Here is a 14687-nt window from a genome sequence, read left to right on the forward strand (position 1 = left end):
CGGCTCCTCTCGACGTCCGATCGCATATCCGATGATCCACCCGGAAACGGTCGCGCCGTCTGTCGTCCAAAGGTTGAACACCCGCCGCTTCGCGCACGCTGAACCATGGCCCCACGACGGGCCATCCCGGCGTTCAGACAGGAGCGGCGATGATCAGTTCGGCCAGCCACCGGCCGTCAGCGGCGACGACGGCGTTGCGCGCGGCGCGGGACCATCTGCTCGACGTCCGGACGAGCTACGACGAGGCGGTCGCCACCTTCTCGTGGCCCGAGGTCGGAGAGTCGTTCAACTTCGCCCATGACTGGTTCGACGTCATCGCCCGCGACAACCTCGCGCCGGCGTTGACGATCGTCGAGGAGGACGGCTCCCGCCGGTCCTACTCGTTCGACGAGCTCTCGCGGCGCTCGGACCGTGCCGCCACCCTGCTGCTCGGCCTCGGTGTCGGCCGTGGCGACAGCGTGATGGTGATGCTCGGCAACCAGGTCGAGCTGTGGGTCGCCATGCTGGCCGTCATCAAGGTCGGCGCCGTCGTCATGCCGACGACGACGGCGGTCGGGACGGCCGAACTGGTCGACCGGGCCGAGCGTGGCGTGGCGAAGGCCGTCATCTGCAACCCGGTCGAGACCGACAAGTTCGGCGAGGTTCCCGGCGTTCCGGTCCGGCTCGTCACCGGCGCGGGGCCGCCGCCCGCGGGGTGGCAATCGCTCGCAGCGGCGGACGAGCTGGACGTCGCCCCGCTCGCGCATCCGGGGAACCGCAGCGGCGACCGGTTGCTGCTCTACTTCACGTCGGGCACGACGAGCCGGCCGAAGCTGGTGGAGCACACGCACCGCTCCTATCCCGTCGGGCACCTCAGCACCATGTACTGGCTCGGCCTGCAACCGGGCGATGTGCACCTCAACATCTCCAGCCCCGGCTGGGCCAAGCATGCGTGGTCCAACTTCTTCGCGCCGTGGCTGGCCGAGGCGTGCGTCTTCGTCTACAACTACGGCCGCTTCGACCCCGAGCGGTTGCTGGAGGAGCTCCGTCGGGAGCGGGTGACGTCGTTCTGCGCGCCGCCCACGGTGTGGCGCATGCTGATCAACGCCGATCTCTCCGGCGGCGCCGGCACGCTGCGTGAGGCGATCGCAGCCGGTGAACCCCTCAATCCCGAGGTGATCCACCAGGTGCAGCAGCACTGGGGGCTCACGATCCGGGACGGCTTCGGCCAGACGGAGTGCACCGCGAGCATCGCCAACTCGCCGGGCCAGGAGGTGAAGCCAGGATCGATGGGTCGGCCCCTGCCCGGTGTGCCCGTCGTCCTGGTCGATCCCGTCACCAACGCCGTGGTCGACGGCATCGGCGAGGGGGAGATCTGTCTGGACCTCGACCCGACACCGCTGACGCTGATGACCGGCTACCAGGGCGATCCGGAGCGTCAGGCCGAGGCCACCGCGGGCGGGTACTACCACACCGGGGACGTCGCCTCGCGCGACGAGGACGGCTACCTCACCTACATCGGCCGTACCGACGACGTCTTCAAGGCATCGGACTACAAGGTCAGCCCCTTCGAGCTCGAGTCGGTGCTCATCGAGCACCCCGCCGTCGCCGAGGCCGCCGTCGTGCCGGCACCCGACCCGGTGCGACTGGCCGTCCCCAAGGCCTACGTCACGCTCGTGCCGGGGCACAGCGCGGACGCCGAGACGGCACGCTCGGTGCTGGCCTACGCGCGCGAGCACCTGCCGCCCTATCTGCGCGTCAGGCGGCTGGAGTTCGCTGGCCTGCCCAAGACGATCTCGGGAAAGATCCGGCGGGTGGAACTGCGCAACCGTGAGGTGGAGGTGGCCGGCAGCAGACCGAGCGGGGAGTTCCGCGACGACGACTTCCCCGAGCTGCGGTCCCGCTGAGGTCGTCGGCAGGCTGTCGCTGGAGGTCGACTTCCGGTCCCTCGTCTCGATGGCGGAGCCCATCGCAGCTGCCATGATCGCGAACCGATGACACCCACACCGTTGCGCACCGAGATAGCCGATTCCTGGCGGCGAGTGGACCTCGCTGGCGTCGACCCGGTGGCCCCCTTCCCCTCCCCGGCTGCGGGACCGCCCGATCCGAACTCGGCGCTGCTGCTCAGTGCCGTTCCGCTGCTGGACCAGCTGGAGGAGTCACTGCGCGGCAGCGACCTCTGCACCCTGCTCGTCGACCGAGACTGTCGACTCGTCCGTCGCTGGTTCGACGACAAGCGGGTCCACGACTCCTTCGACCTGCTCCACCTGCGCGAAGGGGCCAGCCTGCTCGAGGAGTCGATCGGGACGAACGCGCTGGGCACCGCACTCGAGACGCGTCAGAGCAGCACCATCAACGGACCGGAGCACTTCGCCGAGGCACTTCGCGCCTTCAGCTGCTTCGGCGAGCCCATCCGCCATCCCCTGACGCGACGGATAGAGGGAGTGCTGGGGGTCTCGGTCCTGCAGCGACGCGCCAGCCCGCTGCTGTCGCCGCTCATCTCCCGGACCGTCCGCGACATCGAACAGCGGCTGCTCGACAGCAGCCGCAGTCATGAGCGGAGCCTGCTGGCGGCGTTCCAGGTCGCGAACGGGCTGCACCGTCGGGCCGTCGTGGCGATCGGGGAGAATCTGGTCCTCTCCAACCAGCTGGCCTCCGACCTGCTCAGCGCCTCCGACGTCGCGATGTTGCGCGTCCTGGCCGAGGACCCCGCCTGTCACCGCGCCGCCGCCGTCGACCTGGTGCTCACCTCCGGTGAGGACGTCACCGTGGCGGTGGTGGGGCAGGCCGGGGACCGGGGTGCCGTCCTGCGGGTCGAACCGCGGACCGCGAGCCCGACCGGCGTGACCAGTCCGACCCGACGCACCGGCCGGACCGGGCAGTTCGGTTCGGCGCTGGTCTCCGGCGAGCCGGGCAGCGGTCGCAGTCATCGGGCGCGCGAGATCGGCGGCGAGCGCCCGACCACGCATCTCGGAGCGGGGGCCGCCCTGCTGGACGGCATCGACGTCTGGGCCCGCGCTTTCACGAGCAGCCGTGAGCGGCTGGGCGCCGTGGTCTGCGTCGACGGCATCGACCTGCTGCCGGATCCGCTGGTGGAACTGATCATCGACAGTCTGGAGTCGGCGCAGGCGGATCGCGGCCGCCCCGCGGCGTCACTGGTGCTGACCTCCGGACCCTACGACGAGCTGACCGGCCGAGCCGCCACCCTGGCGGCACTCTGCGATGTCCGCGAGCAGCTGGAGCCGCTGCGCAACCGCAGGTCGGAGATCCCCGAGATCGCCAGGCTCATGCTGGCCGAGGTCGCCCGAGATCCCTCCGTCCACCTCACCCCGGCCGCCGAGCAGGCGCTGGCCGTCCAACTCTGGCCCGGCAACCTGCGCGAGCTCCGTGCCGTGATCCGGCAGGCAGCGTCGGCCGTGGCCTCCGGGGGCGTGGCCCTGACCGACCTCCCGGCCGAATACCGCTCACTGGGCAGCGTCCGCCCGCTGTCGCCGCGGGACCGGGCCGAGCGGGACGTCATCGTGATGGCGCTGCGGCGGGCCGGCGGCAACAAGCTGCAGGCAGCCCGCGAACTCGAGATGTCGCGGACGACCCTCTACGCCCGACTCCGGCAGCTGCGGATCACCAGCTACTGATCGCGGGACGCCGCGGTGGTGCGCCTGTCCAGAGGCTGAACAGCGAGCCGTCGCTGCGACGCCGAGGCTGGGCCACAGCTCGATGAGCAGTCCCCATCACCTGCGGAGGTTGTCTTGACCATCACCCATGAGCTGCCCGAGGCAGTAGCGCAGTTCCTCGACAGGCCCGTGCACCACCACATCGACGGCGAGGACGTCGCCGCCGAGACGGCGGAGTCCTTCGAGAGCATCGACCCGGGCACCGGCGAATCGCTCGCGACCGTGGCCCGGGGCACCGCTCGGGACGTCGACCGGGCCGTCGCCGCTGCCCGGCGGGCCCTGGACGGCCCCTGGTCCACGATGGGCCCGTCCGCGCGCGGCCGACTGCTGTGGAAGCTGGCGGATCTCATCGAGTCCCGAGCCACCGAGTTCGCGGTACTGGAGTCGCTGGACACCGGCAAGCCGGTGGTCTACGCCGAGGTCGTCGACGTCGCGCTGACCACGGACTGGTTCCGCTACTTCGCGGGGTGGACCACCAAGATCCAGGGCTCGACGGTCCCGGTGAGCGCGGTGGCGACCCCTGGCGACTACTTCGCGTACACCAGTCGCGAACCGGTCGGTGTCGTCGGCGCCATCATCGCCTGGAACTTCCCCCTCATGCTCGCCGCGTGGAAGCTCGCGCCGGCGCTGGCCGCAGGAAACACGGTGGTGCTCAAACCGGCCGAGCAGACGCCGCTCACCGCTGCGCTGCTGGCCGAGGTCATCCGCGACGCCGGCTTCCCCGACGGCGTCGTCAACGTCGTCCAGGGTGACGGGGAGACGGTCGGCGCCGCGCTCGCCGAGCACCCCGGCGTGGACAAGATCTCCTTCACCGGGTCGACCGAGGTCGGGAAGCACATCATCCGGGCCTCGGCCGGCAACCTGAAGAAGGTCACGCTCGAACTCGGCGGCAAGTCGCCCAACATCGTCTTCGACGACGCCGATCTCGCGGCCGCCATCCCCGGCGCCGCCGCCGCGATCTTCTTCAACCAGGGTGAGGCCTGCACCGCGGGTTCCCGGCTCTTCGTCCAGGCCGGGGTCTACGACGAGGTCGTGGCGGGTCTCGCCGCAGCCGCGGGACAGCTGAAGGTCGGCTACGGCCTGGACCCGACCTCGCAGATCGGTCCGCTCGTCTCCGACAAGCAGCTGCAGACGGTGCTGGGCTACCTGGCCTCCGGCCGGGAGGAGGGAGCCGAGGCCGTCGTCGGCGGCGGCCGCGCCGGCGACTCCGGCTTCTACGTCGAACCGACGGTCCTGGTGAAGACCCGTCCCGGGATGAAGGTCGTCGACGAGGAGATCTTCGGACCGGTGCTGACGGTGCAGCGATTCGTCGACGAGGCCGAGGTGGTAGCTGCAGCGAACGACTCGATCTACGGCCTGGCCGCGGGCATCTGGACCACGAACGTCAGTCGGGCGCTGCGCGTCTCGAGCAAGCTCCGCGCCGGCTCGGTGTGGGTCAACAGCTACAACGTCCTCGACCCCGCACTGCCGTTCGGCGGCTACAAGCAGTCGGGCTGGGGTCGCGAACACGGCGCTGCCGTCTTCGATGCCTACACCGAGACCAAGACCACGGTCATCCCTCGCAGCTGATCGTTCGCGGGTCGGGCCGTCGTCCGCGGCGACCCGACCCGCGCTAGCTCCGCCGACGGCTGCTGCCGTCAGCGGTCGTCACGCCGCATGGTCTCGGCGTAGTGGGCGATCGACAGCCCGAAGTGGCGACGCGACACCCGGTTGAGGTGCGAGAGGTCGCTGAAACCCCACCTGGTGGCGAGCTCGGTGAGGGTGAGTCCGTCCGTCCTGCTCGCCAGGTCCTGCGCGCACTGCTCGACGCGGATGCGCATGACCGTGTTCGCGAACGTCGACGGGCTGCCCTCGTAGAGCTTGTGCAGCGTTCGGACGGAGATGCCGAACTGTGCGGCGACCGACGCCGGCGAGGTCTCACCCGTGCGCAGGACACGCGCGACGTAGTGCTCGATGCGTCGTCGCTGCCGGGCCGCGCTGCCACCGACCTCTGCCGCCGCGGGCGGGCGCTCTCCCAGGGCGTGGATCACGGTGGTGAGGGCGTCGCCGACGGAGCAGGCCTGCTCGTCGTCGAGCTCCTCGGCTGCGCTCCAGGCGTTGCGCATGATGTCCGCGACGATGGCCCCGACGCCGTCGCGTGCCGAGAACGACCGCGCCGTCAGCGCATCGGCGAACGGCTCACGCAGCGAGGCCTTCGGAACCCGGAACGAGATGGCGCGCCACGGATCGAGGTAGTCCAGGCTGAACGGCCGCGTGGCATCGACGATGCTGAAGCTGCCCGCGGCCGACAGGCTCGTGACGCCGTCCTGCCGGACGACGCAGCGCCCCCGCACCATGAGATTGACGAAGAGGACCTCGTCGCTGACCCGGCTGACCTCTCGCGGGCCGTGATGGATGGTCTGTTCGCAGGTTGCCAGCTCCGCGCCGTTGGCGTCACCGAACGCGCGGCTCGTCACCCAGCCGGGGAGACCGGGGCGGTGCCACGTGTCGCGCTGTCCTCGCTCGGCGGGCCGCAACGGTGTGAATGCCTCGCAGACCACTTCACGCCAGTAGGCGTACTGCTCTCCGGGACGCCGGTCTGCGGTTGTCCAGCGACGCACTACGACCTCCTGCCCGGCCTTGCCGACCTGCCGTCGAGAATCGAGCCCTTCCTGACACGGCGCCGTCTCCCACGCAAGACGTGGAAGCCGCAGCGTTGTCGAGGCTCAAGGATGCCCCGGGAACCCACCCGATGGGGCTCGGGTTCGATGGCGCGCGCTGTCGTCCCGGGCGTCGTGCGTGGTCGTCCTAGTCGTCACTCCGGCGAGCGGTCGACCCTGTGGTCACCCGACAGACCTCTCGCGTCAGGAGCGTGACATGGCCATCGATTTCACTCTTTCCGAGGAGCAGCTGGGACTGCGCAAGCAGGCTCGCGAGTTCGCGGACACCGTGCTGAGCGGCGTGGCGGCCGCCATCGAACCGCTCAGCAATCCGCTCGACCGCTTCCGCGCCTTGCAGCCCTTCTACCAGCAGATGGTCGACGCCGGCTTCGTCAAGGGACTCATCCCGGTCGAGGACGGCGGCGCCAAGTTCAGCAACCTGCAGTTCGCGCTCGCGTGCGAGGAACTGGCTCGGGTCGACGTCAACACGCCGACGATCGTGCTCGGCTGTGGGCTCGGGCTCTTCCCGATCGTCAACGGCGGTACTGCGGAGCAGAAGCAGCGATTCCTCGCCCCGTTCCTGGACGGCAGCCCGGCGCTCGCCGCCATCGCCTTCAGCGAGGCCGCCGGCGCGGCGAACTTCGACAACCCCGACCCGGCCCACGGCGTGCAGACCTTCGCGACCCGAGACGGGGACTCGTGGGTGCTGAACGGCCGGAAGGCATACACGACCAACGCCTCCGGCTGGGACGACGCCGGGGCGGACCTGATCAGCGTGGTGTGCCGTACCGATCCGTCGGCACCGCCGGCCGAGTCGCTGGCCATCATCGTGGTCGAGAAGGGCACGCCGGGGGTGACGTTCAGCGGTGTCATCGACACGATGGGGCACCGGGCGACCAACTCACCGCTGGTCGAGTTCCACGACGTGCGGGTGCCGATCGAGAACATGATCGGCGGACCCGGCGACGGGATGCGACTGACGAAGGCCGCCTTCTCGTGGACCTGTTCCAGCATCGCCGCGGCGTGCGTGGGCCGGATGCGGGCGGCCTTCGACCTTGCCTACGAGTTCCTCAAGACCGAGACCCGCGGTGGCAGCGTCAGGGTCATCGAGCACCAGAACGCGGGGTACATGCTCGCCGACATCAAGACCCGCATCGAGGTGGGCCGCTACTTCGCGTGGAAGGCCGCCGACCACTTCGACAAGACCGGCGGGCTCGACCGCGAGCTGTCGAACATGTCCAAGATCTACAACTCGGAGCTCTCCGTCCAAGTCGTCTACGACGCCATGCGCCTCGTCGGGGTCGACTCCTACGGCGATCGCAGCGAGATCGGCGCGATCATGCAGGACGTGCTCTGCTTCCCCGTCTACGACGGCGGCAACATGGGGGTGCGCCGGCGTCACCTGCACGAGATGTTCCGGGACCCGTCCTACGACCCCGACGCCGCGGCGGAGAACCGCAACTCGACGATGGTCTGAGGCCTTTCCCCGGGTCCCGGGCTCAGCGGCTCCGACGCCGCCGTCCGGGACCCTGGCCCGCCATGACGTGCGAGACGACCTCGCGCCATCGCGCGTCGCTGGTGACGTTGCGGAACCAGCGTGGCCGCTGGCCGCCCGCGCGCTGAGCGCGGGACGGGATGACGACGACGACATTGGCGTCGTCGCAGGGTCCCAGGCAGTCGCTCACCCGGACGTGGGCGACGTCGCCGACGGCGTCGCGGAGTCGCTCCAGGTCCCCGTCGTGGTCTCGTCCGGGCACTCTGCGCGTGGTGCCGCAGCAGCAACCCCGGCAGACCACGACGGTGGGTCTCGCGCTCACCACCGGTCCGGGTGCAGGGCCCGGGCAATGGCCTCGACGGCGGCGGCGTTGTCCGGTCCGGGGGTGAGCTGCGCGTAGTCGAGCCGGATGAAGCACCTGTCCCGGACCGCGGGCAGGTCCTTGGTGAGGGCGCTGGTCTCGAGGAATCTGACCTTGTCGGCGTAGCTGGGGCGGCCGTACTCGTTGACGATGATGCACTCGGGCGTGGTCGCCACGGCTTGCTCCCACGACACCGAGGTCCAGGTCTGCTTCAGGGCGTGCAGCGCGTTCCGACCGCCGCCGAGAGTGATCAGCGCGTCGGGCATGGCCAGGCCGGGGGCGGTGAAGGGTGCGTCGGTGCCGCTGTCGTAGAGGAAGACGGTCTTGGGCGTGGCGCCGGCGATCTTCGCCGCGACTGCGGCGATGCGCTGCTTCATCCCGGCGATGACCCGTCGGGCGCGCTCCTCGACGCCGAAGATGCGGCCGAGGTTGGTCAGGTCGGTGTAGGTGTCGACGATGGTGACGGCTCGCTTCGTGGCCTGCACGTGTGCGCAGGACTCGGTGAGCGCCAGGGTCTGAATGCCGTACCTGGCGAGGTTGTCCGGCGTGAGCGTGGAACCGACCTTGAGGCCGTAGTTCCACCCGGCGAAGAGGAAGTCCGGCCTGAGCCCGACCAGGGGCTCGAGGGCGACCGCGTCGGGGGAGACGGCGTCGACCCTGGCGTAGGCGGCGGCGTCGCGCGCCGGGACGTTGCCCTTACCGTCGCGGCCGTAGCCACGGATGCCGAAGGTGCCGACCATGCGAGGTCCCAGACCGAGCGCGGCCATGTCCTCGAAGGTGTTGATGTCGTTGGTGACGGCCCGGCGAGGTGCCTTGTCGAAGGTCAGCGTCGTCCCGCAGTTGCTGATGGTGACGGGATAGCCGCCCGCCGTCGCGACGGCGGTCGAGGCGGACGGGTTCGCGGGGCTGCCGGCGGACGAGCAAGCGGTAAGGAGGGTGACGAGGGCGAGGCCGGCGACCGGGACGAGGCGGCGGGATCGAGGGGTCATGGGGTGCCTTTCGTCGGCGTCGGTGGGGTACTGCGGCGGGCGAGCACCCAGGGCGTCGCCGCTTCGGGATGGGGCAGGACGAGCACGTCCGCGCCGTAGGCGTCGGCGACCGTGCCGCTGGTGATCACGTCGGCGGGTGGGCCGGCGGCGATGACCCTGCCCGCGGCCATGAGGTGGACGGTGTCGCAGTAGAGGCCGGCCAGGCTGAGGTCGTGCAGCGCCGCGAGCACGCTGACGCCCAACCGGGTGACGATGTCGAGCACCTCGATCTGGAACCGGATGTCCAGGTGGTTGGTCGGCTCGTCGAGGACGAGATGATCGCAGCCCTGAGCCAACGCGCGGGCGATGAAGACCCGCTGCCGCTCGCCGCCGGAGAGGGAGTGCACGCTGCGGTGGGCCAGGTCCGCGCAGCCGACGCGCTCCAGCGAGGCCATCACCGCGTCGCGGTCCGTGCGACTCTCCCGACCGAGGCCACGCTGGTGCGGGGTGCGCCCGATCATGACGATCTCGGCCACCGTGGCGTCGAACTCGACGCCGACGTCCTGGGTCAGCACCGCGACCCGGCGGGCGACCTCGCGGCGCGACAGGGTGGCGAGGTCGACGCCGTCGAGCCTGATCGAACCGGTGGCCGGCCGGCGGCCGCGGAACAGCGTCGACAGCAGTGTCGACTTGCCGCTGCCGTTCGGTCCGAGGAGCCCTGCGATCTGACCGTCGGGCACGCTCAGCGAGACATGGTCGACGATGCGGCGCCGCCCGATGTCCACGCTGACGTCGTCGATCTCGATCATCGGTCAGCCCCGTGGCGGTGGGGTCGACGCCGCATCAGCCAGATCAGCATCGGCGCGCCGATGAAGGCGGTGACGACACCCATCGGCATCTCCTGCGGCGCGACGATGAGGCGGGCGAGCAGATCGCCGAGCACGGTGAAGGCCGCGCCGACCAGGACGGCAGCCGGCAGCACGCGTCGATGGTCCGATCCCACGAGCAGGCGGACGACGTGCGGCACCACCAGGCCGATGAAGCCGATGACCCCGCTGACCGCGACGCACGCTCCGGTCACCAGCGAGGTCAGCACGAACAGCTCGCGACGCAGGCCGGCGACATCGACGCCGACGGACGCCGCGACGTCCGATCCCAGCGCGAGCGCGTTCATGCCCCGGCTGCGTGCCACGAGCACCACGACGGCCGCGGTCAGCACGACAGCAGGGACGGGCAGCTGCCGCCACGTCGCCGAACCGAACGAGCCCAGCAACCAGAAGAGCACGGTCTGCGTCGCCTGCGGGTTGGCCCGGAACAGCAGGAAGCTGGTCACGGCGGCGAACATCGCCGACAGCACGACACCGGCCAGCAACAGCTGGGTCGGGGCCAGCTCGCCCCGCTGCTGCGTCACGAGAAAGACGATCACCATGGCAGCGAGGGCACCCAGCACGGCGCCGCCGGACAGCGCCCAGACGCCGAGCGAGGTCAGCGCGCCGAAGAGCAGCACGCCGGTGGCACCGACGCTGGCGCCGGAGGACACCCCGAGCAGGTACGGGTCGGCCAGCCCGTTGCGGACGAGCGTCTGTACGACGCACCCGGCGACGCTGAGCGCCGCCCCCACGACCGCGGCGAGCAGTACCCGTGGCAACCGGATCTGCCAGACGATGCTGTCGGCGACGCCGGTCTGCGGTGAACCGGTCAGGCGAGCGGCGACGACGGTCCACACCTGATCGGCGGAGAGCTTCACCGAACCCAGCGCGACGCCCAGCGTCATCACGGCGACCAGGGCGACGGCGGAGACGACGAGAACGAGCGGCAGCGGTACGCGCGAGCCTCGCGTCATCCGTCGTCCTCCGAGCAGGCAGGAGGAAACGGAAGCCGCGATGCGGCCACGGCGCCAAGCCCTTCCTCCGAAGGCCCGGTCGTCGACACTCCGTCAGGCGACCGGGCTCGTCCTGCCGTCAGCCTCGACGACAGGCATCTCCGTTGCGGGACAGCGCCGGGATCTCACCGGACTTCGCTGAGCAGGATGCCGCCCGGCACAGGACCGGGCTCGGTGACGGTAGCGGACCAGCTGACGTCAGGGCCACGACGGGTGACCCATGACATCGGATCGGCGTGCCCAGTGGGCCGAGTTGTCGACGAGGGGGTCGGCGACGAGGGCGTTGGTGGCGACCCCGATGCCGTCGATTCGGGTCTCGACGACGGAGCCGGGTCGTAGCGAGATGTCCCCGTCGCCGACGGTGCCGGGAGTCCCGGTGAGCAGGAGATCGCCGGGGGAGAGGGTCAGGAACATGCTGCAGTAGGAGACGAGCTCGGCGGGGCTGAAGATCATGTCGCTGGTCGATCCGGCCCGTCGCACCTCCCCGTCGACGACGAGTTCGAGATGGGCGTCGCGGACGTCGAGCTCGTCGGTGGTGACCAGCACCGGGCCGACGGGTGTCGACCGGTCGAAGACCTTGCCCTGGAGGGCTTCGCTGGTGCGGTGCTGCCAGTCGCGCAGGGAGAGATCGTTGGCGACGGTGAACCCGGCGATCGCCGTCCCGGCGGTGTCCGCTCCTTCGCGGTGGACGGTACGTCCGATGACCAGCGCCAGCTCCACCTCGCCGTCGACGTGTCGACTCACCGCGGGCAGCGTGATCTCGTCCCGGGCTCCGGTGAGGGTGCTCGGGTACTTGGCGAACAGGGCGGGGAAGTCGGGCAGCGGATGGCCGAGTTCGGCGGTGTGGGAGCGATAGTTCAGGCCGACGCAGATGACGTGGGCCGGTGCGGGGGAGAGCGGGGCGAGGTCGACCTCGTCGAAGGCCAGCCTCGTCTTCTCGGTGAGGGTGTCGCGGCGGCGGAAGGCGTCGAGGGCGTCGGTGGCGTCGACCGCGATCACGGTGTCACCGGAGACCACGGCCCCGGTGACACCGCCGCCGTGCCGCAGGGTGGCGAAACGCACGGCCGCCGCCTCAGACGTCGATCGAGGTGCCGGCGGGCAGCAAGGTGAGCGGCGTGCGCCCGAGCATCTCCGGTCCGACGAACATCGCCGTCGAGCGCTGCCCGATCTCGCTGAGCATGAGCTCGTGGATCTGCACGAGGGTGTTCGGGGCGACGGCCCGCACGTAGTCGACGGCCTCGGCGAGATGCGTCCAGGGCCCGCTGGTGGGTAGCAGCAGCGTCGACACCTCCGCCTGCGGAACGTGGTAGGCGTCGCCGGGGTGGTAGATCGAATCCGCCACCAGGTAGCCGACATTGGCGACCTGCGGGATGTCGCGATGGATGGCGGCGTGCCATTCGCCGTGCACCGCCACCTCGATGGCGTCGGCGGTGAAGGTGTCGCCATGTCGCACCGCGTGCACGCGATCCGGGTACTGCGCAGCCCAGCGGTCGGTCACTGCCGACGGTCCCCACACCGTGAGGTCGGTGCGAGTGCGCAGGGCGGCCTCCATGACCTCGACATCCAGGTGGTCGATGTGCTCGTGCGTCAGCAGTACTGCGGTGTTGCGGGCGACCAGGTCGGCAGCCTCCGGGGTGAACGTCCCCGGATCGATGAGCAGTTGTCCCCGCCCGTCGGAGATCTCGACGCAGGCATGGGTGTGTTTGACGATCTTCATCGGCTCTCCTCGATGCACGGACTGAAATATACAGTTCAAACTGTACAGTCCTTACTGTATGATCGAGCCATGTCGTCGCGCAGACCACCCTCGACCGAGGCCTCCCACGGTGGGGCTGACGTGGCACGCCGGCTCCGCTCGTCGGTCGGTGAGCTCGTCCGGTCGACCCGGTCGGCCGATCGCATGTCACCGGTCTCGGCCGGAGTGCTGGATCTGCTGCGCCGCCACGGGCCGATGACCACGGCGGAGCTGGCCGAGCGGCGCCGGGTGAGACATCAGACGATGGCCACGACCGTGGCCGACCTCGTGCGATCAGGGCTCGTCGGTGTCAGCGCGCACCCGGTCGACGGCCGCAAGAAGCTCAACGCGCTGACGGCGGCGGGGCGAGCCGCCCTGGACGACGACGCCACTCAGCGCGAGGCGATGCTGACCAGCGCTGTGTCGCGCGCGCTCTCCCACGACGAGCTCGAGGCCTTGACGAAGGGCCTCGACGCCCTCGAGCTGGTGATCGCGGAACTCCGGCGCCACGATGACGGCGGCGGACAGTTCGTCTCGGGGCACTGGTGACCTCGGCGGACGCGCGTTCGCGGCCGCCTCAGTCGTGGCGCGCGGCGAGTCGTCCGGAGTAGTCGGCGATCTTGCCGTCGATGACCTGCAGGGAGCGGGCGATGCGTCGTTGGTCGGCCCGTACCCGGTCCCGGTGCTCGGTGAGCAGCGCGAGGCGTTCCGGCACGCCGTCGGGGTCTCGTGCCACCTCGGCGGTGAAGCGGGCGATGTCGGACAGGGGCATGCCGGTGTCGCGCAGGTGGAGCAGCACCTCCAGCAGGTGGACGTCGGCGTCGGTGTAGGCGCGTCGACCCGCGGCGTCGCGCGCCGGGCGTGGGGCGATGCCGCGCCGCTCGAACCAGCGCAGGGTGTCGGCGTCCAGGCCGAGGTGGGCGGCGACCTCTCCGATGGGGCGGTTCATCTCGCGGCGTCCAGGGCGGCGAGGTCGTCTGCGTCGAGTCTCGTCGCGACGGCTGCGACGGCCGAGGTGAGCTGTCCGGGTCGGGAGATGCCGACGACGGGGACGATGGGCTGGTCGCGTTGCCCCATCCAGGCCAGGACGGTCTGGCCGGCGTCGAGGCCGTGGCGGGCCGCGACGTCTCGCAGGGTGTCCAGGGCTGCTCCGGTGGCGGGGTAGCCGTCCGGCATCGGGCGGTCGGTGCGGGTGTACGCCCCGCCCAGCAGGCTGGCGTAGCCGACGAGCAGGACGTTCGCGTCGCCTGCGACGGTGGCGACGTCGTCGTCGAGCAGCACATGCGGGCCGAGGTCGGCCGCCGGTGCCGGCCGGAGGTAGCTGAAACGGTTCTGCAGCGCGGAATAGCCGCCGACGGTCACGGCGTCCCGCAGCCGGTCGGCGGTGAGGTTGCTCGCGGCGATGGCCCGGGTGAGGCCTGCCTGTTGCAACTCCTGCAGCCCGCCGATGACCTCGGCCATCGGCACCGCGGTGTCGTCCACGTGGGCGTAGAGCAGGTCGACGTGGTCGGTTCGCAACCGGCGCAGGCTGTTCTCGAGCTGGGCGCGGGCGGCGTCCGGGGCCAGCCCGAGGGTGTCGCGGAGGTCCCCACCGGGCACGCGGGGACGGGCTCCGATCTTCGTCGCCAGCGTCACCGCAGTTCGGTCATGCGTGGCCAGCCAGCCACTGAGCACGGTCTCGGACTCGTCGCCCGTCCCGCCGTCACGCCAGAACGCGTAGTTGTTCGCGGTGTCGAGGAAGGTCGCACCCAGATCGACGGCGCGGTCGAGCAGGTCGTGTGCGGTCGCCTCGTCGACATCGGTTCCCCAGTACATCGTCCCGATGGCGAGCGCCGGAACGACGATGTCGGTGTCGGGCACGGAGAGCGTGGTGAGCGACGTCATGACCCCACCCTGCTAGCTGGACCATGGTCCAGGTCAAGGCCGACCTGCACACCACCGTGCCGGGAGGCGT

14 protein-coding genes are annotated in these 14687 nt (G+C 70.5%); 5 read left to right on the plus strand and 9 right to left on the minus strand.

Annotation, left to right across the window (positions count from 1 at the left end):
• The first annotated feature begins 149 nt into the window (after positions 1-149).
• The 3 genes from AC0NZQ_RS08690 to AC0NZQ_RS08700 all read left to right on the plus strand — a co-directional run bounded on the left by AC0NZQ_RS08690 (position 150) and on the right by AC0NZQ_RS08700 (position 5222).
• The gene (locus AC0NZQ_RS08690; RefSeq protein ID WP_474529314.1) at positions 150-1886 is read left to right on the plus strand and encodes an AMP-binding protein; all 1737 of its coding nucleotides are present in this window, start codon (positions 150-152) and stop codon (positions 1884-1886) included.
• 87 nt (positions 1887-1973) lie between these two features.
• Positions 1974-3614, plus strand: coding sequence for a sigma-54-dependent Fis family transcriptional regulator (locus AC0NZQ_RS08695; RefSeq protein WP_474529315.1), 1641 nt, complete (start codon positions 1974-1976; stop codon positions 3612-3614).
• A 114-nt stretch (positions 3615-3728) separates the two neighbouring features.
• Positions 3729-5222 (plus strand): aldehyde dehydrogenase family protein, encoded by a 1494-nt coding sequence (locus AC0NZQ_RS08700; protein ID WP_474529316.1) that lies wholly within the window; start codon positions 3729-3731, stop codon positions 5220-5222.
• A 68-nt stretch (positions 5223-5290) separates the two neighbouring features.
• Here the strand turns inward: AC0NZQ_RS08700 and AC0NZQ_RS08705 are convergent, their stop codons facing one another.
• The gene (locus tag AC0NZQ_RS08705; protein WP_474529317.1) at positions 5291-6253 is read right to left on the minus strand and encodes an AraC-like ligand-binding domain-containing protein; all 963 of its coding nucleotides are present in this window, start codon (positions 6251-6253) and stop codon (positions 5291-5293) included.
• A 256-nt stretch (positions 6254-6509) separates the two neighbouring features.
• On the opposite strand from AC0NZQ_RS08705, the gene AC0NZQ_RS08710 reads away from it, so the two are divergent.
• A complete protein-coding gene (locus tag AC0NZQ_RS08710; protein WP_474529318.1) occupies positions 6510-7769 on the plus strand; it encodes an acyl-CoA dehydrogenase family protein in 1260 nt (419 codons plus the stop codon).
• 22 nt (positions 7770-7791) lie between these two features.
• On the opposite strand, the gene AC0NZQ_RS08715 is transcribed toward AC0NZQ_RS08710, so the two are convergent.
• The 6 genes from AC0NZQ_RS08715 to AC0NZQ_RS08740 form a co-directional block, all read right to left on the minus strand.
• A complete protein-coding gene (locus tag AC0NZQ_RS08715) occupies positions 7792-8049 on the minus strand; it encodes a hypothetical protein (RefSeq protein ID WP_474529319.1) in 258 nt (85 codons plus the stop codon).
• 56 nt (positions 8050-8105) lie between these two features.
• On the minus strand, positions 8106-9137 hold the full coding sequence (locus tag AC0NZQ_RS08720) for an ABC transporter substrate-binding protein (protein ID WP_474529320.1): 1032 nt from the start codon (positions 9135-9137) through the stop codon (positions 8106-8108).
• The gene (locus tag AC0NZQ_RS08725; protein WP_474529322.1) at positions 9134-9925 is read right to left on the minus strand and encodes an ABC transporter ATP-binding protein; all 792 of its coding nucleotides are present in this window, start codon (positions 9923-9925) and stop codon (positions 9134-9136) included. Before AC0NZQ_RS08725 ends, AC0NZQ_RS08720 begins: the two co-directional genes overlap by 4 nt.
• A complete protein-coding gene (locus AC0NZQ_RS08730; protein ID WP_474529323.1) occupies positions 9922-10959 on the minus strand; it encodes a FecCD family ABC transporter permease in 1038 nt (345 codons plus the stop codon). The genes AC0NZQ_RS08725 and AC0NZQ_RS08730 overlap by 4 nt, the downstream gene beginning before the upstream one ends.
• A 237-nt stretch (positions 10960-11196) precedes the next feature.
• Positions 11197-12060: a fumarylacetoacetate hydrolase family protein gene (locus tag AC0NZQ_RS08735; RefSeq protein WP_474529324.1), complete on the minus strand. Its 864-nt coding sequence runs from the start codon at positions 12058-12060 to the stop codon at positions 11197-11199.
• Between the two features lie 10 nt (positions 12061-12070).
• Positions 12071-12715: an MBL fold metallo-hydrolase gene (locus AC0NZQ_RS08740; protein ID WP_474529326.1), complete on the minus strand. Its 645-nt coding sequence runs from the start codon at positions 12713-12715 to the stop codon at positions 12071-12073.
• A 69-nt stretch (positions 12716-12784) separates the two neighbouring features.
• Here AC0NZQ_RS08740 and AC0NZQ_RS08745 point away from each other — a divergent pair, with 69 nt between their 5' ends.
• Positions 12785-13282 carry a MarR family winged helix-turn-helix transcriptional regulator gene (locus AC0NZQ_RS08745; RefSeq protein WP_474529327.1) on the plus strand — a complete coding sequence of 166 codons (498 nt, stop codon included), beginning with the start codon at positions 12785-12787 and terminating at the stop codon, positions 13280-13282.
• A gap of 28 nt (positions 13283-13310) precedes the next feature.
• Here the strand turns inward: AC0NZQ_RS08745 and AC0NZQ_RS08750 are convergent, their stop codons facing one another.
• Positions 13311-13682, minus strand: a complete 372-nt coding sequence (locus AC0NZQ_RS08750; RefSeq protein WP_474529328.1) for a MerR family transcriptional regulator — start codon at positions 13680-13682, stop codon at positions 13311-13313.
• The gene (locus AC0NZQ_RS08755) at positions 13679-14617 is read right to left on the minus strand and encodes an aldo/keto reductase (RefSeq protein ID WP_474529330.1); all 939 of its coding nucleotides are present in this window, start codon (positions 14615-14617) and stop codon (positions 13679-13681) included. The genes AC0NZQ_RS08750 and AC0NZQ_RS08755 overlap by 4 nt, the downstream gene beginning before the upstream one ends.
• Between the last annotated feature and the right edge of the window lie 70 nt (positions 14618-14687).

The sequence above is a fragment of the Jatrophihabitans sp. sgz311053 genome, from assembly GCF_056135305.1.